A 16,926-nucleotide genomic window follows, 5' to 3' on the forward strand; every position below is an offset into this window, starting at 1 on the left:
CAGCGCCGACGCCCTGCAGCGCACGGGCGGCGATCAGCATCGCGGGCCCGGTCGCGGCGCCGCACGCGAGCGATGCGAGCGCGAACAGCGTGATGCCGACGCCGTACATGCGGCGCGCGCCGAAGCGGTCGCCGAGCGCGCCGCCCGACAGCATCAGTACCGCGAACGCGAGCGTATAGGCGTCGACGACCCACTGCAGGCCGGCGACGCTCAGATGCAGGTCGGCGGCGAGATGCGCGAGCGCGATGTTGACGATCGTCACGTCGAGTTGCGTGACGACGAAGCCGACGCTGACGGTCGCGACGATGCGCGTGAGCGTGGGCGGGAAGGCGGGGGCGGGGTTCGGTGTGTTCATGCACCCATGGTAGGGCGGTGCGGGCGGCCGACGTTTCAATTTCTCGTGAAGTGTCGATGCGCGAATGGGGACGGACGCTGATGGGTCGACGCGCGAGCGGCGACGTGCGTTGGACCTGGCGTGACTCGCTCAACCGCTCAACCGCGATCGATGACGAGTCGGTGATGGATCAATGACAGATCAATGGCGCTCGCCGCGCCACCGCCCCGGCGCGATGCCGAAGCGCTTCGTGAACGCGTGCGTGAACGCGCTCTGGTCGGCGAAGCCGACCATTCCGGCGATGTCCGCAAGCGGATGCCGTCCGTCGGCGAGCAGGATCACTGCGGTGTCGAGCCGCAGCCGCTGCAGATAGCGATGCGGCGTTTCGCCGAACGCTTCGATGAACAACTGGTGAAACCGGCGCATCCCGTAGCCGCAATGCGCGGCGAGATCGGCGATGCGCAGCGGCTCGGCGAGCCGCGCGCGCAGCCACCGGTCGATGCGCGCGAAATCGAGGCCCGACGCGGCCGTGGCGAGGCCGCTGTCGCCGAGCAGCGCACCGCACAGCTGCGCGGCGGCCTGCCACTGGAAGCGCCGCACGGCCGCGCGTTGCGCATCGCTTGCCGACTCGCCGGCCAGCCCGCCGGGCTGCCCGGAGACGGCCGCAGCGAACCGCGCGACGAGCTCGGTCAGACCAGGATCGATCGATACCGCGCGCGCGGTATCGAACAGCCGCTGAGGCACCGCGAGCGACGCCGCGGGCAGGTCGAGCACGAGCTGGCGGTTGTCGCCGAGGCCCGCGTAGTCGTGACGCGAACCGGCCGGAATCAGCCATGCGGCGTGCCGGTCGATGCGCTGGCCGACGCCGTCCACCGCCATCACCATCGCGCCGTCGACGCCGAGCACGACCTGGTGAAAGTCGTGCACGTCCGACGCTTCCGACGCGTCGTAGCGGCGCAGCGCAATGGCGGGGGACGGGATGCGTTCCATCGGGCGGACGGCGGACAGCCGTGTCAGACGTCGAGCAGTTCGACTTCGAACACGAGCGTCGCGTTCGGCGGAATCACGCCGCCCGCGCCGCGCGGACCGTAGCCGAGTTGCGGCGGAATCGTCAGGCGGCGCACGCCGCCGACCTTCATGCCCTGCACGCCTTCGTCCCAGCCCTTGATGACCATGCCGCCGCCGAGTACGAACGCGAACGGGTCGTTGCGGTCCTTGCTCGAATCGAACTTCTGGCCGTCGGTCAGCCAGCCCGTGTAGTGCACGCTGACGGTCCGGCCCGCTACCGCTTCGGCGCCAGTGCCTTCGGTGAGATCTTCGTACTTGAGGCCCGATGCGGTCGTGATGACTTCCATGACTTCTCCTGAAAGGGGTTGGGTTAAACCGCTATTGTAGGCGAGCGGACGGTGAGTCGCCGCACCACGCGGGCGGGCCGCCGAGGCGGCGGCTGTTGGCAGCAGCGGACAGCAGCGGGTGGCGCACCGGCTGGCGCGATCGTCACTGGAACGCGCGTTTGAAACGAACGGCGACCTTGCGGCAGACCACGCAGCGGGCCCGGTGCCTGAATCGGGCCGCGTTTGAATTGCCCGCCACGCCACGTCCTTTCGCGGGCATTTTTCACGCGATTTTCACCGTGCCGTGTTTGGAAGCGCGCACCTACCGCGTCGCTTGCTTGTCCTGTCCCCCGACGCCTATCTTTACATCTGTTGATGTCACGATTTTCGGGAGACGAACGAACATGAAGCCAGCCGCTTCCGCCACCGCCGCCGACGTGATGCCGGTGCGCCGCGATCTGCGCTTCGACCTGCCGGTCGAGCGCGCGAAGGACTGGCATCGCCTCGGACCGCATGTGACCCATTTTTTCAACGCGCTGTCGCTGCTGTTTCCGGCGGGCGAGCGCTTCTTCATGGATTCGGTCCGCAACTACCGCGACCGGATCGACGATCCGGTGCTGAAGCAGCAGGTGCTCGGCTTCATCGGGCAGGAAGCGATGCACACGCGCGAGCACGTCGAATACAACGAACTGCTGCAGGCGAACCGGCTGCCCGCGCACAAGCTCGACCGCCGCGTGTGGGCGGTGCTCGGCTACATGAAGCGCAAGCTGCCGCATTCGGTGCAGCTCGCGCATACGGTCGCCGCCGAGCACTACACCGCGATGCTCGCCGACTGGCTGCTGCGCGACCCGACGCGGCTCGCCGGCTCGGTCGACGGCTACCGGCAGATGTGGGTCTGGCATGCGCTTGAGGAAACCGAGCACAAGTCGGTGTCGTTCGACGTGTGGAACACGGTGATGGAACCGGGCGCGCGGCGCTACCTGATCCGCATCGGCGTGTACGTCGCGACGACGCTCACGTTCTGGCCGACCGTGTTCCTGTTGCATGTGACACTGCTGTGGCGCGACCGCGCGGCAAGGGAGCGCGTGCGCGGGATGCTGCGGATGTTCGCGTTCCTGTACGGGCCGCGCCGCGGGCTGTTCCCGCGCATCACCCGTGAATGGCTGAGTTTTTTCCGGCCGGGCTTTCATCCGTGGGATCACGACAACCGCCACCATCTCGCGTTGGTCGATGCGCTCGTCGCCCGGTATGGCGAGCACGACGGCGCGTCGTCCGGCCGCGGCCGCGCGGGCGCGCTTGCGCCGCTCGCATCGGGCCGCTGATGCGCAGCGCGGCAGCGCCGCGCTTGCCGCGCGTTGTGCCCGCGCGTCAGCCGGTCAGGTCTGAGGATTGACCGAAATCAAGCGTGCTTCTCGCCGCGCCGCCGCGCGGCGTTGCGCGGCGGCTCGGACCTGAAACGGGTGCGAGCCGATTCGTTGTGTCCGCAATGCGTTGCGCGGGGCCGCAAGCGCCGCCCGCTCGATCGCGCCGCCCGCACCACCGGGATAATACCCCCCACCATCGGGATAATATCCGGCACCACCGGGATTACACCCATCTAGCCGCTTTGCGCCGGCACCGATATACCGCTCAAGGCAGGAAGCATTACGATGCAAATGATGGGCTGGGTATTTTATTCAGACGGAAATCCGGCGAATATGTGGGTTCCGACGTCTGGTGTGTCGCATGCTGCGGCGGCGAGCCGAAGCGCGATACCAACGCTGAGCGGGGAACAACGATGGTTTCAAAGTCACCCGATTCAACCAGGGAGGCGGCGCCCGACGCGGCGCCGGTGTCCGTGACCGCGCCCGAAGCCGGCCGCAAGCTGTTCGTGATCGCGCGTTCGCCGGAGGAGCCGCTGCTCGACCAGTTGCGCGCGCTTGGCTGGGAGATCGCGATCGCGAAGACGGCCGGTGCCGCGCAGAACATGACCGCCGGCGCGGGTGTTGCCGCGGGCCTGATCGATTTCACCGGGTTCACGTCGCGCGATTACCCCGCGCTGAAAGGATGCCTGAGCCAGCCGGCGATCGGCTGGATCTCGGTTGCGCGGGCCGGCGTGTCGATCGGCCCGGCGGTACGCGAGATGATCCGCAGCTACTGCTTTGATTACGTGACGCTTCCGCTTCCGTACGAATGGATCTCGCACGTGCTCGGCCATGCACGCGGGATGGCCGCGCTCGACCGCGTCGACGGTGCCGCCTACGCAGCGGCGATCGGCGAACACGGGATGATCGGCAACTGCGAGGCGATGCAGCAGCTGTTCAGCACGATCCGCAAGGTCGCGAAGACCGACGCGAGCGTGTTCATTTCGGGCGAATCCGGCACCGGCAAGGAGCTGACCGCGCTCGCGATCCACGAACGCTCCGCCCGCGGCAAGGGGCCGTTCGTCGCGATCAACTGCGGCGCGATTCCGCATCACCTGCTGCAATCCGAACTGTTCGGCTATGAACGCGGCGCGTTCACGGGTGCAAACCAGCGGCGTGCGGGGCGGATCGAGGCCGCGAACGGCGGCACGCTGTTCCTCGACGAAATTGGCGACATGCCGATCGAAAGCCAGGCGAGCATGTTGCGCTTCCTGCAGGAAGGGAAGATCGAGCGGCTCGGCGGGCAGGAATCGATTCCGGTCGACGTGCGGATCATCTCGGCGACGCACGTCGATCTCGACGGCGCGGTCGAGGCCGCACGCTTCCGCGCGGACCTTTATCACCGCCTGTGCGTGCTGCGCATCCACGAGCCGCCGCTGCGCGCGCGCGGCAAGGACATCGATATCCTCGCGCACTACGTGCTGCAAAAGTACAAGGCCGACAGCGGCCGCAAGATCAGCGGTTTCACATCGGCCGCGCTCGACGCGATGCGGCGCTACGAATGGCCCGGCAACGTGCGCGAGATGATCAACCGCGTGCGGCGCGGCATCGTGATGGCCGAGAGCCGGCTGCTGACGCCGCACGATCTCGGCCTCGAGACGCCGGGTGAAACCGAGCCGATCACGCTCGAGCAGGCGCGCGCGCTCGCGGAGCGCACCGCGATCGAGAATGCGCTGCTGCGCAACGATCACCGGATCAACAAGGCGGCCGCCGAACTCGGCATTTCGCGCGTGACGCTATACCGGATGATGATCGAGCACGGGCTCAACGATCACGACAACGGCGACAACGGCGGCACCCCACCCGGGAATCCGCCCGACAATACCGGGCATCAGCGGGTCGGCTGACTTGCCGCCTTCAGGTGGCGGCGCGCGATGACGGCCAGCAGCGCGACGAGCACGATGGGCGCGCACTGCGGCCAGGTGCCGGTCGTCGTGGCGGCGAACGCGTGCGCGGGAACGAGCCACGTGGCGATCAGCGCGGCTTTTTCGAGCCTGTCGGCGCCATGCCGTGCGTAATCGGCGGTCAGGATCGCGACCGGCAGTGCAAGCCACGCGAGGTCGTAGTAGATGAGGTACGGCTGCACGAGGATCGTCGCGACCGCCAGCGCGGCGGCGGACAGCCCGAAACGGGCGTTCGTGCGCCAGAGCCAGATGCACGTCGCGACCACGCCGGTGCCGACGGCGGCATGCGCGAGATACGACATGTGAACGGATGCGCCCGCGACGCGCGCGATCGCGAATACGGTCGGCGCGCCGCGAATGGTCGCCATGGAGTTTTCCGCGATGACGTGCTGGAACGTCGTGACCGCACGCGCAAACGCGACGAAGGTGTCGGTACCGAATGCAAGCCAGACCAGCCCGACATAGAGCATCGAGAAGGACGCAGCGGACGCGAGCGTCGTCCAGTGCCGCCGACACAGCAGAAACAGCGGGAACAGCACGCCGAGTTGCGGCTTGATGCAGAGCAGCGCGATGCAGGCGCCGGCGACGACAGGCCGCCGGCCGATCAGCAGCAGCGCCGTTCCACCGATCGCCAGCGTGAGCAGCGCATTCTGCCCGGACACCAGCGCGAGCCACATGCCGGGGAACGCGAGCGCGGGCAGCAGCCAGCGACGGTCCAGCGGCGCGACGGCTGCCCGGACGAGCAGCAGATAGCACGCGATGCCGAGCGCGGACCATGCGACGATCGCAACCCCGAAAGGCAGCGCGGCGATCGGGTAGATCGTGAACAGGAAAGTCGGCGGGTAGGCGAACGGTTCGAACATCGGCGGGAAGACCGACCTCTCCACCGCGTGAAGCAACGCCCAGTTGTAGGCGGCGGCAGGGCCGTGATGGATCGCGAGGCTCGATGCGCTCCAGTACACGACGAAATCCCACCCGAGAATCGGCACGTCGCTCGCCTTCAGCACGAAGTGCTGCCACCACCACATCGCCACCAGGATGCACTGGCAGACAAGCAAGGTGCCGGCATATATCGCGATGCGCTGCGGTGTCAGCCATCCCGCTTCCGGCGGGTACGTTGCGGGTCTCGCGGGCGATGACATGGCTTGCTCCCGGATGAAGGGGGACTTAAGTTACGTCACGTCACACATCGTCCGTGCGCGCGTCCCGGTACGTCCACAGCCGGTGCAGCACGAACGTCACCGGCGGCACGAACAGCACGACCGCGACGATGCTCCACCCGGGCGCGAGGCCGAGCGCCTCGGTGCCGCGCGCGAGCAGCATCGTCTCGACGAGGCCGGACACCGCCACGAGCAGGAAGCGCAGCAGATTGCTCCACTGCACGGTCGCCGAAAAGCTCCACAGCGTGTTCGCGAGGTACGAGAACACGGTCGCGACGACGAACGCGACCGCGTTTGCGGTGACGGGTGACGCATCGAGCAGCGCGAACATCGCGGACGCGACGAGCGTATGGATCGCGGTCGAACAGATGCCGGAGATGCCGAAGCGGAACAGTCGGGCGCGTTCGGCGGCGTAGAGGGAACGGATCACGGGAGGCTCCGGAACGGAAGTCAGCGTGCGGCGACGCGGTGGTGGCGCGCCAGTGTGCGGCGGCGCGCGAGATCGGCGCGCGCGGCGGCCGCGGCCTGGCGCAGCGAATCGCGCGACACGGGCAGCGTCGACACCTTGCTGCGCGCCTGGTAGCGGCGGCGCACGAGGTACACGGGCCGCTCTTTCGACTCGTAGTATATCCGCCCGATGTACTCGCCGATCACGCCGATCCCGACGAGTTCGATGCCGCCGATGAACAGTACGACCGAGATCAGCGACGCATAGCCGGGCACCGGATTGCCGAACGCGAGCGTGCGGCCGATGATGTACGCGCCGTACCCGAACGCGAGCGCGGCGATGCCGAGCCCGATGTAGGTCCAGCTGCGCAGCGGCACCGTGCTGAAGCTCGTGATGCCTTCGAGCGCGAAGTTCCATAGCTTCCAGCCGGAGAACTTCGAATGGCCGGCGCTGCGCGGATCGCGCTGGTATTCGACGATCACGGTCCGGTAGCCGACCCACGCGAACAGCCCTTTCATGAACCGGCGCCGCTCGGGCAGCGCGCGCAGCGCATTGACGACCTGGCGGTCCATCAGCCGGAAATCGCCGACGTTCTCCGGCAGCTTCACTTCCGACAGCGCGTTGTGCACGCGGTAGTAGAGCGCGGCCGCGGTGCGCTTTGCGAACGAATCGCATGCGCGGTTGGTGCGCTTCGCGGCGACGACTTCCGCGCCGTCGCGCCAGTGTTCGATCATCACCGGAATCAGGCTCGGCGGATCCTGCAGGTCCGCGTCGAGCGGGATCACCGCGTCGCCGGTCGCCTCGTCGATGCCCGCGGTGAGCGCGGCTTCCTTGCCGAAGTTGCGCGTGAGATCGATCACGCGCACGCGCGTGTCCGTCGCGCCGATCGCGATCAGGCGGTCGAGCGTGTCGTCGCGGCTGCCGTCGTTGATGCAGACGATCTCGAAGCGAATCGAGTCGATCGCGACCATGACCGGGATCACGACGTCGAAAAAGCGCTCGACCGCTTCGCCTTCGTTGTAGAACGGCACGACCAGCGAAATGAGCGGTTTCTGGACAAGTGCGCGCATGATGTTCCCCCTGTGAACGCCGCTTCAGTGGCGGCTGCCGTGCGGCAGCTCCGGGCGGTCGAGTCGATGAAGCCGCGGCGCCGCGTCGTGCGGCCGGACGGCATGTGCGAAATCGGTGTCGGTCGCGCTGTCGTGCGCGTCCGGCAGGCACGGCGCTTCATGGCGCTCGCGCGAGATGCGCACGACGAGCAGCGCGAGCGTCGCGAGCGTGACGAACGGCATGAACTGCACGTGCAGGTGGTCGACGAGCTTCGCGCTCGCGAGCGGCAGCAGCCACAGCAGCACGAGCCATTCGCGGTCGAAGCGCCGCCAGCCGTGCGAGAACGCATGGCGTGCGTACCACGCGATCACGATGCCGTACCAAGCGAGGTCGTAGTCGAACAGGTAAGGGCTCACGAGCAGGCTCGCACAGGCGAGCGTCGCCGCGCGCAGCGCATACGTGCAGTCGCCGCGCCACGCGTAGCACACGGCTGAAATGGCGACGAGTACCGACACGGCCTCCAGCCCCTTGGTCGCGATCGCGGGCCAGCCGGCCAGCATCGACATCGCATAGAGCGTCGGGATGCGCGCGAGGATCGCCTGGCTGTTGCCGACTGCGTGATACGTGCCCGATACGCCGTGAAGGAAGCTGAGCCACGCGGCGGGCCCGAACGCGAGCGTCGCGAGCGCCGCGCCGCCTGCGACGGTCGCGGCCCACGCGGCCAGCGCGCGCCATTGCCCGGCGCAGAGCAGCGCGAGCGGGAACAGCATCGCGAGTTGCGGCTTCACGGTGAGCAGGCCGAAGCAGATGCCTGCGGCAACGGGGCGCCGCTGCAGCATCAGCAGGCCGAGGCCCGCCAGCGCGGCGGTGAGCAGGCTGTTCTGGCCGACGAGCGTCGCAAAGAACGCGCCCGGGAACGCGAATGCGCACAGCATCGCGGTGCGGCGCGGCACGATCGCGCCGCACACGGCGACGAACAGCGCATACGCGCTGCCGAGCCACAGCGCGGCAGCGAGCGCATAGGGCAGCCAGCCGAGCGGCAGCACCCACAGCAGCATCGTCGGCGGATAGAGCCAGGGCAGACCGCCCTGCATCTCGTGCATCGCCGGGATCGCCTGGAATTCCACCATGCCGACGGCCGTGTACTGCCATGCGTCGAGCGCGTGGCCGTGCGCAGCCAGCCACGCGGCGCTCCAGATCGGCGTGAAGTCGAGCGTCAGCCGCGGCAGTCCCACGCTGTGCGGGCCGAACAGGCGCACGACGTATGCGCCGACAAAAACGAAATAGCAGAGCAGCATTGCGTGCGAATACGCGCGCATGCGCGGCTCGGTGAGCCAGTGCGGACGCCGGCGCGGCCCGGCGGCCGGCAGCTCGGGATGGACGTCGACATGCAGCAGGGCGGGGCTGTGGCGGTGGAGGCGCATCGTCAACTCCTCGCGGCAACGGCGGCACGGCGTGCGACGACGAACAGCACGGCGAGCAGCACGATCGGGCCGATCTGCGGCAGCAGCGGCGTGTAATTGAGGAATTCGAACAACGGCAGAAGCCACGCGAGCACGAGGATGCCCTGGTCGCCGGGCAGCCAGCCCTCGTCGAAGCCATACGACACGAGGCAGAAGACCGCGACGCCGAGCCACGCGAGTTCGTAGCCGCGCAGGTACGGGGTCGCGAGCATCGTGGCGACCGCGATGACCGCGCCGCGCAGGCGTACGTCGCGCGTGCTGCGCCAGACGGTCGCGGCCGCGACGGCGGCGAGCAGCGCCACCGCGATCTGCACCGCGTACGCGAGCGAAAGCGGCAGGCCGGCGAGCCGCATCGCGGCGAACGGCGTCGGCGAGCCGATCCAGTACTGAACGTTGTGCTCGATCAGCGCCTCGCGCGTGATCGACATGCTGTTCATGAAGCCGGTCAGTGCGGCATGGCCGGCGAGCCACGTGCTGGTCGCGACGAGCAGCACGGTGCCGGCGGCCGCGGCCGCGAACGCGCGCCATGCGCGTGCCGCGATCAGTACGACGGGAAACAGCACGGCCAGCTGCGGCTTGATCGCCAGCAGGCTGATGAACAGGCCGGCGACGACGGGGCGGCGCTCGACGTGACGGACCGCGAATGCCGCGATCGCCGCGGTTAGCAGCGCGTTCTGTCCGCACACGGTCGTCACGAACACGCCGGGAAAGGCGAGCACGGCGAGCGTCGCGAGGCGCGGCTGCGGAAGGCGCGCGCGCAGCCCGGACAGGCCGGTGACGGCACGCGCATAGCATAGAAAGCTGCCCGCGAAAAAGAGGAAGAATGCGGGCAGAAACGGCACGAAAGCGAGCGGCGCGACGAGCAGCAGCATCGTCGGCGGATAGAGCCACGGGAGGAAGGTCCGGTGGGTGTAGCTGCCGAAGTGTTCGAGTTCGGCGGCGGTAAAGTGGCGGTAGTCGAAGATGGACGCGATCTGTCCGTGCAGGGTCATGTCGGACGCGGTCCAGAACACCGCGAAGTCGAAGCCCGGCCGCGTGACGTTGTCGGTCGTGAAGCCATGCGTCGCCATCGCCCATGCGGCGAATATCGCGCCGCACAGGATCAGCATCGCGCAGCTGTACGGCACGATGCGATCGGCGGTGAGCCAGTGAGCGCAATGCCACCTGCGACCGCGCAGTCCCCGAATTACTTCGTACATGATTGTTTCCCCGTCTGCCGAAAGAGCCCTGTGGTCCATGTGGCCCGATCGTGTAGTTGTGCGCCCGCGTGTCGAAGCATGTCTGCTTTCTGGCTTTCTGGTCCCGTCGGGCGATTTCATTGTTGGAAAAAAACCCCGGCGATGCAAATGGCCGCGTGCCGGGCGTCGCGCGCGCGGCTGCGCGACAGCGGCCAAAACGCCGTTTTCGGGCGCCGGCGCCGTGGTTGGCGGGGGGGAGTGTTGCGGACCTGAAACATTTCGGCGGTTCGGCCGATGCAAACCTGTACCGGCATCGCGCGGTGCGCGCGGCCGTGCCGATTCGGGAAAGTCCCGAGAAAATTTTTTGAGCCTTGTCCGACGGGGCTTTGCGCCCGTCTTGCACGGGCGAACGCCGGCCGGGATGTATCAGAAGCGAAACTTTTGCCCGTCCGTTCCCGGCCCGCTTGCCCGGATCGGTGTCGAAAGCCCTTGCCCGGTGCGGATCCGTCGTGGGCTGGCCCGCTCTTTGCGATGAGGGAGACGCGGAGGTCGACGGCGTGACGACCAGCCGGTTCAGAGAATCGATCAAACGAGAACCGAAGCTGGCGTCGCCCACGGGGTTACAAGGCCTGAGCATGGCGCTACGAGCGCCGCGCCAGGCCGACTGGGAAACCGTCGCCCGACCAGCGGAATGCCGGCGTCGTCCGGCAACCAGAACGAACGGATGCAGGAAGTCGGGGGTAGAAAAAATGAAAGACCACAGCACATCGCGGCTCGCGTGCGGTTGCCGCGTCACCCAGGCGTCAAGCCGTGGGGCAGCTCATCGATCCGGTCGGCTGATGCCGGCCCGTTCCGACACCGTTCCGGGTGGACGGCGCGTCTGGCGCGTTGCCAGGCTCGTGCATCCGGCCAATGCGTTCCCGTTTGCCAATATCGTCCGCAAAGGCATGTGCGCTCGTGCACACGTGCGGTTGCAGCCGATCTACGCATTCTGATTTCTTGCAGTGCCAGCAGTAGGTCGCCCGAGCCAATGGTGGCAAAGGGTATTTTTTAGCAATCCAAAGGGAGAGTGAATCATGTCGAAGATCGTCCAGCAAGCCAAGCAATTTCTGCGCGATGAACAAGGCGTCACTGCCATCGAATACGGCCTGCTCGCAACGCTGGTCGCCGTGGCACTCATCGCCGGCGCAACGCTTCTCGGTTCGAGCCTCAACACGACGTTCAGCAGCATCGGCACGAAGATCGGCTGAGCGGCTCGACGGGCGATTCCGCAGCGGAATTCGTCCGTCCCGCTGTCTCTTTTGGAGCGGGCGCTCCGGTCGCCCTCCAGAGTCGCGCCATCACGATGGCGTCGATTTCGGCACGATCGGATGACCCGCTTCGTATCGGAGAAGAGCACGGCCGGGGTGGACGATTCGAGATCCACACACGCGTTGTGGCGGCATTGCAACTCGAGAGGAAAGAACCATGTCGGCATTCGTTCATCAGGTTCTGCGGTTCGCGCGCGATGAGGACGGCGTCACGGCCGTCGAATACGGGCTCCTTGCCGTGCTGATCGCGGTCGCGCTCATGGCAGGCGCGTCGCTTGTCGGTTCGAACCTGGATACGTTGTTCAGCAGCCTCGGTTCGATGATGTAACGAAACCGTCGTTGCAGAAGAAAGAAGCGCGTACACGATACGCCCTCCGGTGTTCCGGGCATCCGCCCGGACACATATTGGCTGACGGGGCGCTCGTGCCAGAGCAAGCAGGTCAGGAAAACACGGGGGGGCACCATGCAGTTCTTTGCAGAAGCGGTAGCGAAGTGGATCGACGACGAACGCGGTGTGACGTCGATCGAATATGCGCTGATGGGCTCGCTGGTCGCGATCGCCATCCTGGCCGGCGTCGGGACGCTTGGCCATTCGCTCAACGGTGTTTACCAACGTGTCGCGGCAACTGCGCTGGCCGCGATGCAATGAAACCGGATCCGGAGAAACGAGGTTTGCCATGTTGCCAGCCATGCCGTCCCACCCGATTCCGCTGTGCGTCGCGACGCTCGTAATCGTCGCCGCGAGCAGCGACATCACGAGCCGCCGGATTCCGAATCGCCTGGTCGCGATCGGCGTCGCAGGCGCGCTGATCGCGCAATGCATGCTGCACGGCATCGGCGCGGGAGTGACCGCCTGGCTCGCGGGCGCTGCAACCGGCTTCTTCATGCTGCTGCCGTTCTATCTGCTGCGCGGGATGGCGGCCGGCGACGTGAAGCTGATGCTCGCGGTCGGCGCGTGGGTCGGCCCGGCGCTCGTGGTCTACATCGCGATCGCGACCTTCATCGCGGGCGGTGTCGGCGCGCTCGCGATGGTGATCTGGCAGGGCCGCATGCGGCAGCTGTTCGCGAACATGCGCGTGATCGCAATACGCGCCGCGGTGCGCGGGCAGGGTGGCGCGTCGGTTGCGCCGGTCGAAGGCGAGTCGGTCGGCGCGTTGCCTTACGGCGTCGCGATCGCGCTGGGCACGCTGAGCATGTTGTTCGCGGCGTCCGCGGCGTCCATCTGACACGGGCCGCACACCGCATACGGAGCGATCATGAACAATGACCAACCCTCATCGCAACACGACGCGCAGATCGCCCATCTGCCCGATCCGGCGCCGTCGCGCGAACAGCACACGAAGCGCCCGCCGCGGCTGCCGCGCGCGCCGCGCACGGTGGCGGACACGGGGCTGAGCGAGACCTTTCTCGCCGCGCTGGTGCTGAAGTCCACGCTGATGCACGGGCGCTCGGAGTACGCGGACCTGATCGAACGGCACTGCCTGGCGATCTCCGTGCTCGACGACGTGCTCGCGTTCCTCGTGCGCGAACATCTCGTCGAAATCACCCATCGCGGCACGACCGACATCGACGTGTCGTTCCGACTGACCGACGCGGGCCGTGTGCTCGCGATCGAGGAAAAGGCGCGCAGCAGCTACAACGGTCCGGCGCCCGTGACGCTCGATGCGTACCTCGACGTGATTGCCGCGCATTCGGTGCGCAAGCTGCGCATCGATCGCGCCGAGGTGATGGCCGCGTTCGACGGCATCGTGATCGACCCCGCGATCATCGATGCCGCGGCGGCGTCGCTGAATTCGGGCCGCCCGCTGCTGATCCACGGGCCGGCCGGCAGCGGCAAGACCTTCTTCGCGGAGCGGCTCGGCTCGCTGATGGGCGGCGAGGTGCCGATTCCGTATGCGATCTGCGTGGCCGGCGAAATCATCCAGATCTACGACCCGCTCGTGCACGCCGACGTGAAGACGCAGCCGGAAGGGCTGGCGGTCGATCGCCGCTGGCGCCTGTGCGAGCGCCCGATCGTGATGTCGGGTGGCGAGCTGACGCTCGACGAGCTCGAGCTGCGGCGCGACGCGGGCGCCGGTTACTACCAGGCGCCGCCGCACATGAAGGCCAACATGGGGATGTACATCGTCGACGACCTCGGCCGGCAGCGCGTCGAGCCGCGCGACCTGCTGAACCGCTGGCTGCGCCCGCTCGATCGCGGCTTCGACCTGCTGACGCTCGGCACCGGCAACCGCTTCGTCGTGCCGTTCGACGTGTGGCCCGTGTTCTCGAGCAACATCGCGCCGTCGCAGTTCGGCGACGACGCGTTCCTGCGCCGGCTCGGCTCGAAGCTCTACGTCGGCCCGATGGCGATCGAGGACTACCACGCGGTGTTCGACGCGATGTGCAAGTCGCTCGGGCTCGTGCCGGCCTCCGACGCGTTCGATTACCTCGCGCACCGGCTGCACCTGCCGACCGGCAAGGCGTTCCTTGCCTGTTTCCCGGGCGACCTGCTGCGCCTCGTGGCGGCATCGGCGCGCTATCGCGGCGACCCGCCCGAAGTCACGCATGACGGATTGCACGAAGCGTGGACCGCGTATTTCGGCTCCGCGCCGGAACGTGAGAGCCCGCATCCGCCGTCGGCCGATCGCATCGGCCGCACGCTGGCCTCCGGTTGAGCTGTTTCATTCACGATCTGACGAGGAGCATTGCCATGAAAAACACTCGCGCAATCACGATGCTGATCATCGCCATGGTGGCGGGTCTCGCTGCCGTCGCGTTCGCATCGCGCTGGCTCGTGAGGACGTCGTCCAGCGCGGTCACGCAGGTCGCGGTCGCGACCACCGACCTGAACCTGGGCGAACCGCTCGGGCCGAACCAGATTCGCACCGTGAGCTGGCCGACGGCCAGCGTGCCGCCCGGCGCGTACACCGACACCAAGGAACTCGAAGGGCGGGTCGTGCGCACGAGCCTGTCGCGCGGCGAGCCGGTGCTCGAATCGAAGCTGGCACCGATCGGCACGAAGGGTGGCTTGTCCGCCGTGATCGGCGCGGGCAACCGTGCGATCACGGTACGCGTGAACGACGTGATCGGCGTCGCAGGGTTCGCGCTGCCGGGCAACTACGTCGACGTGATCGTCAACACGCAGGAGCCGGGCAAGCCCGACAACCAGCAGAGCATCTCGAAGATCGTGCTCGAGCACATCCTCGTGCTGGCCGTCGCGCAGCAGGTCAGCCGCGACGATACCGCACCGAAGGTCGTCAACGCGGTGACGCTCGAAGTGGCGCCCGAGCAGGCGGAGAAACTCGACCTTGCACGCAGCGTCGGCACGCTGTCGCTCGTGCTGCGCAACCAGATCGACAAGGAGACGATGAACACCGACGGCGCGACCAAGGTGACGTTGCTCGGCACGCCGCCGGCGCCCGCCGCCGCGCCCGCGCCGGTTAGGGTGCGGACCGTGCGGGTGCACGTGGCGTCCCACCACGCGGCGCCGGCGGTGGCACGCGATTGCGTCGGCGTGCTGACGGGTGTCCACGGCAGCGTCGAATGCTTCTGAATTCATCGAAAAAACGCGTAGTTTCCAGGCCGTACGCGACCCGCTGCGACCTTTGACAGTCAAGCCCGGCGTTTCGCCGGGCACTCGGGGGATCACACGAAATGAAGATCAAACCGCAAAGTTCTGGAGCCGGGCCGGCGCGTAAGAACGCCCTGCGCGGTACGGTGGTCGCGGCGATGCTGTGCGCCGGATGGTTCAACGTGTATAGCGCGGTCGCGCAGGAAGGCGCGGAGGGCGGTGCGCTCGTGAAGGGCGGCACCGCGACGGCGCCGGCCGCAATGGGCAAGGGGCCGATGCAGATGACGATCAGCATGACGCCGGTGCCGGCCGCGGGGGCGGCAGGCGCGGCGGGGGCCGCAGGGCCGCTGCGTGGTCCGAGCTGCGTCGGCGCCGTGCGCGATTCGACGTCCGTCAGCGTGCCGCTCGGCAAGTCGCTGCTCGTGCCGATGCCCGAGCCGGTGCGCAACCGCACGATCGGCAATCCGGCCGTCGCGCAGGCGACGATGGTGTCGCCGCAGACGCTCTACATCCTCGGGCTGTCGGTCGGCACGACCAACATGATCGTGCAGGGCAAGAGCGGCGCATGCCGGATCATCGACGTGGCCGTCGGCGCCGACGCCGGCGGTATCCAGGCTTCGCTCGCGCAGCTGATGCCGAACGAGCGCGACATCCACGTGACGACCGCGGCCGACACGGTCGTGCTGGCCGGCTCCGTGTCGAGCGCGCAGGCGTCGCAGCAGGCGACGGCGATCGCGAAGGCGTACGCGAATGCCGCCAGCAGCAGCGGCGGCGGCGGTGGTGGCAACGGTGGCGGCAATGGCGACAGCGGCGGTGGCGGCGGAAAGACCGGCACGGTGCTGAACATGCTGAGCGTCACGCAGCCGCAGCAGGTGATGCTCGAGGTGAAGGTCGCCGAAGTGTCGAAGACACTGATCAACCAGCTCGGTTCGGCCTTCAACCTGCAGGGCGGCTTCGGTTCGTGGAGCGGCGCGCTCGTGAGCAACCTGCTCGCCGGCGTCGCGAGCGGCATCGTGGCCAACAAGGCGAACAACCGGCCGTTCAGCGTCGCGGTCGACGCGCAGAACACCGACAACCTCGTCAAGATCCTCGCGGAGCCGAACCTCGTGACGATCAGCGGCCAGGAAGCGACGTTCCTCGCGGGCGGCAAGATCTTCATCCCGGTCCCGCAGAGCAACACGGGCGGCGGCACGACGATCACGCTGCAGGAAGAGGAGTTCGGCGTCGCGCTGAAATTCATGCCGACGGTGCTGTCGAACGGCCGCATCAGCCTGCGCGTCGCGCCGGAAGTGTCGGAGCTGTCGCAGACGGGCGTGACGCTCACCGCGACCAACGTCGCCGGCGCGTCGATCCTGCCGCTGATCACGACGCGGCGCGCGTCGACGACGGTGCAGATGGCCGACGGCGAGTCGTTCGCGATCGGCGGGCTGATCAAGGACAACGTGTCGGGTTCGCTGAAGGCGGTGCCGGGCATCGGCGAAATCCCGGTGCTGGGCGCGCTGGCCCGCAGCACGTCGTTCCAGCAGGATCGCACCGAGCTGATCTTCATCATCACGCCGCATCTGGTGAAGCCGCTGCAGACGGCCGACCTGCCGCTGCCGACCGACAGCTTCACGAAGGCGAACGAGGCTGACGTGTTTGCGACGGGCAACATGGAAGGTCGCGGCGGCCTGCGCAAGCATGGCCGGGCACCGGCGCCGGCGAGCGATGCCGCACCGTCGCCGCAGTCGCAGGCACCTGCTCCGGCGCCGGCCCCGGCGCCGCGGCAGGAGGAGCCGAGCGGCCCGAC

18 protein-coding genes are annotated in these 16,926 nt (G+C 67.8%); 10 read left to right on the forward strand and 8 right to left on the reverse strand.

Annotation, left to right across the window (positions count from 1 at the left end; translation table 11 throughout):
* The 3 genes from G3N94_RS32940 to G3N94_RS32950 all read right to left on the reverse strand — a co-directional run.
* The coding region (locus G3N94_RS32940; RefSeq protein ID WP_205797808.1) for an MFS transporter at nucleotides 1-355 on the reverse strand (355 nt) is incomplete at its 3' end.
* 180 nt (nucleotides 356-535) lie between these two features.
* Nucleotides 536-1,324 (reverse strand): AraC family transcriptional regulator, encoded by a 789-nt coding sequence (locus G3N94_RS32945; protein ID WP_205797810.1) that lies wholly within the window; start codon nucleotides 1,322-1,324, stop codon nucleotides 536-538.
* A 23-nt stretch (nucleotides 1,325-1,347) separates the two neighbouring features.
* Nucleotides 1,348-1,689 (reverse strand): FKBP-type peptidyl-prolyl cis-trans isomerase, encoded by a 342-nt coding sequence (locus G3N94_RS32950; protein WP_205797812.1) that lies wholly within the window; start codon nucleotides 1,687-1,689, stop codon nucleotides 1,348-1,350.
* 383 nt (nucleotides 1,690-2,072) lie between these two features.
* Here G3N94_RS32950 and G3N94_RS32955 point away from each other — a divergent pair, with 383 nt between their 5' ends.
* Together G3N94_RS32955 and G3N94_RS32960 are read left to right on the forward strand one after the other, a co-directional pair.
* The gene (locus tag G3N94_RS32955) at nucleotides 2,073-2,990 is read left to right on the forward strand and encodes a metal-dependent hydrolase (protein ID WP_205797813.1); all 918 of its coding nucleotides are present in this window, start codon (nucleotides 2,073-2,075) and stop codon (nucleotides 2,988-2,990) included.
* Nucleotides 2,991-3,445: 455 nt separating this feature from the next.
* Nucleotides 3,446-4,918 carry a sigma-54 dependent transcriptional regulator gene (locus G3N94_RS32960; RefSeq protein ID WP_205797814.1) on the forward strand — a complete coding sequence of 491 codons (1,473 nt, stop codon included), beginning with the start codon at nucleotides 3,446-3,448 and terminating at the stop codon, nucleotides 4,916-4,918.
* Here the strand turns inward: G3N94_RS32960 and G3N94_RS32965 are convergent.
* Genes G3N94_RS32965 through G3N94_RS32985 form a run of 5 tightly spaced genes read right to left on the reverse strand, consistent with a single transcriptional unit; the run spans nucleotide 4,903 to nucleotide 10,295 of the window.
* Nucleotides 4,903-6,117, reverse strand: a complete 1,215-nt coding sequence (locus G3N94_RS32965) for a glycosyltransferase family 87 protein (protein WP_205797815.1) — start codon at nucleotides 6,115-6,117, stop codon at nucleotides 4,903-4,905. The two genes, G3N94_RS32960 and G3N94_RS32965, sit on opposite strands and share 16 nt — an antisense overlap.
* A gap of 40 nt (nucleotides 6,118-6,157) precedes the next feature.
* Nucleotides 6,158-6,565, reverse strand: a complete 408-nt coding sequence (locus G3N94_RS32970; RefSeq protein WP_205797816.1) for a GtrA family protein — start codon at nucleotides 6,563-6,565, stop codon at nucleotides 6,158-6,160.
* 20 nt (nucleotides 6,566-6,585) lie between these two features.
* The gene (locus tag G3N94_RS32975) at nucleotides 6,586-7,653 is read right to left on the reverse strand and encodes a glycosyltransferase family 2 protein (protein ID WP_205797818.1); all 1,068 of its coding nucleotides are present in this window, start codon (nucleotides 7,651-7,653) and stop codon (nucleotides 6,586-6,588) included.
* Nucleotides 7,654-7,677: 24 nt separating this feature from the next.
* Nucleotides 7,678-9,057: a glycosyltransferase family 87 protein gene (locus G3N94_RS32980; protein ID WP_205797820.1), complete on the reverse strand. Its 1,380-nt coding sequence runs from the start codon at nucleotides 9,055-9,057 to the stop codon at nucleotides 7,678-7,680.
* 2 nt (nucleotides 9,058-9,059) lie between these two features.
* Nucleotides 9,060-10,295, reverse strand: a complete 1,236-nt coding sequence (locus G3N94_RS32985; protein WP_205797822.1) for a glycosyltransferase family 87 protein — start codon at nucleotides 10,293-10,295, stop codon at nucleotides 9,060-9,062.
* A 68-nt stretch (nucleotides 10,296-10,363) separates the two neighbouring features.
* On the opposite strand from G3N94_RS32985, the gene G3N94_RS32990 reads away from it, so the two are divergent.
* The 8 genes from G3N94_RS32990 to G3N94_RS33025 form a co-directional block, all read left to right on the forward strand.
* On the forward strand, nucleotides 10,364-10,642 hold the full coding sequence (locus tag G3N94_RS32990; protein ID WP_205797824.1) for a hypothetical protein: 279 nt from the start codon (nucleotides 10,364-10,366) through the stop codon (nucleotides 10,640-10,642).
* A gap of 708 nt (nucleotides 10,643-11,350) precedes the next feature.
* Nucleotides 11,351-11,524, forward strand: coding sequence for a Flp family type IVb pilin (locus G3N94_RS32995; protein ID WP_205797826.1), 174 nt, complete (start codon nucleotides 11,351-11,353; stop codon nucleotides 11,522-11,524).
* A gap of 217 nt (nucleotides 11,525-11,741) precedes the next feature.
* On the forward strand, nucleotides 11,742-11,912 hold the full coding sequence (locus tag G3N94_RS33000) for a Flp family type IVb pilin (RefSeq protein WP_205797827.1): 171 nt from the start codon (nucleotides 11,742-11,744) through the stop codon (nucleotides 11,910-11,912).
* Between the two features lie 135 nt (nucleotides 11,913-12,047).
* A complete protein-coding gene (locus G3N94_RS33005) occupies nucleotides 12,048-12,233 on the forward strand; it encodes a Flp family type IVb pilin (protein ID WP_205797829.1) in 186 nt (61 codons plus the stop codon).
* A gap of 28 nt (nucleotides 12,234-12,261) precedes the next feature.
* The gene (locus G3N94_RS33010) at nucleotides 12,262-12,810 is read left to right on the forward strand and encodes a prepilin peptidase (protein ID WP_205797831.1); all 549 of its coding nucleotides are present in this window, start codon (nucleotides 12,262-12,264) and stop codon (nucleotides 12,808-12,810) included.
* A gap of 30 nt (nucleotides 12,811-12,840) precedes the next feature.
* The gene (locus G3N94_RS33015) at nucleotides 12,841-14,241 is read left to right on the forward strand and encodes an ATP-binding protein (RefSeq protein ID WP_205797834.1); all 1,401 of its coding nucleotides are present in this window, start codon (nucleotides 12,841-12,843) and stop codon (nucleotides 14,239-14,241) included.
* A 35-nt stretch (nucleotides 14,242-14,276) separates the two neighbouring features.
* Entirely contained in the window at nucleotides 14,277-15,119 is an 843-nt protein-coding gene (gene cpaB / locus G3N94_RS33020; RefSeq protein WP_205797835.1) for a Flp pilus assembly protein CpaB, read from the forward strand.
* 101 nt (nucleotides 15,120-15,220) lie between these two features.
* The coding region (locus G3N94_RS33025; RefSeq protein WP_205797837.1) for a type II and III secretion system protein family protein at nucleotides 15,221-16,926 on the forward strand (1,706 nt) is incomplete at its 3' end.

The sequence above is a fragment of the Burkholderia sp. Ac-20353 genome, assembly GCF_017104785.1.
Lineage (GTDB): Bacteria > Pseudomonadota > Gammaproteobacteria > Burkholderiales > Burkholderiaceae > Burkholderia.

Excerpts from the sequence above, each read along its gene's own strand:
- cpaB (WP_205797835.1), top strand. The coding sequence starts at position 14,277 with ATGAAAAACACTCGCGCAATCACGATGCTGATCATCGCCATGGTGGCG.
- G3N94_RS32960 (WP_205797814.1), top strand. The coding sequence starts at position 3,446 with ATGGTTTCAAAGTCACCCGATTCAACCAGGGAGGCGGCGCCCGACGCG.
- G3N94_RS33015 (WP_205797834.1), top strand. The coding sequence starts at position 12,841 with ATGAACAATGACCAACCCTCATCGCAACACGACGCGCAGATCGCCCAT.
- G3N94_RS32980 (WP_205797820.1), bottom strand. The coding sequence starts at position 9,057 with ATGCGCCTCCACCGCCACAGCCCCGCCCTGCTGCATGTCGACGTCCAT.
- G3N94_RS32950 (WP_205797812.1), bottom strand. The coding sequence starts at position 1,689 with ATGGAAGTCATCACGACCGCATCGGGCCTCAAGTACGAAGATCTCACC.
- G3N94_RS32955 (WP_205797813.1), top strand. The coding sequence starts at position 2,073 with ATGAAGCCAGCCGCTTCCGCCACCGCCGCCGACGTGATGCCGGTGCGC.
- G3N94_RS32945 (WP_205797810.1), bottom strand. The coding sequence starts at position 1,324 with ATGGAACGCATCCCGTCCCCCGCCATTGCGCTGCGCCGCTACGACGCG.
- G3N94_RS33000 (WP_205797827.1), top strand. The coding sequence starts at position 11,742 with ATGTCGGCATTCGTTCATCAGGTTCTGCGGTTCGCGCGCGATGAGGAC.
- G3N94_RS32995 (WP_205797826.1), top strand. The coding sequence starts at position 11,351 with ATGTCGAAGATCGTCCAGCAAGCCAAGCAATTTCTGCGCGATGAACAA.
- G3N94_RS33010 (WP_205797831.1), top strand. The coding sequence starts at position 12,262 with ATGTTGCCAGCCATGCCGTCCCACCCGATTCCGCTGTGCGTCGCGACG.
- G3N94_RS32965 (WP_205797815.1), bottom strand. The coding sequence starts at position 6,117 with ATGTCATCGCCCGCGAGACCCGCAACGTACCCGCCGGAAGCGGGATGG.
- G3N94_RS32985 (WP_205797822.1), bottom strand. The coding sequence starts at position 10,295 with ATGTACGAAGTAATTCGGGGACTGCGCGGTCGCAGGTGGCATTGCGCT.
- G3N94_RS32975 (WP_205797818.1), bottom strand. The coding sequence starts at position 7,653 with ATGCGCGCACTTGTCCAGAAACCGCTCATTTCGCTGGTCGTGCCGTTC.
- G3N94_RS33005 (WP_205797829.1), top strand. The coding sequence starts at position 12,048 with ATGCAGTTCTTTGCAGAAGCGGTAGCGAAGTGGATCGACGACGAACGC.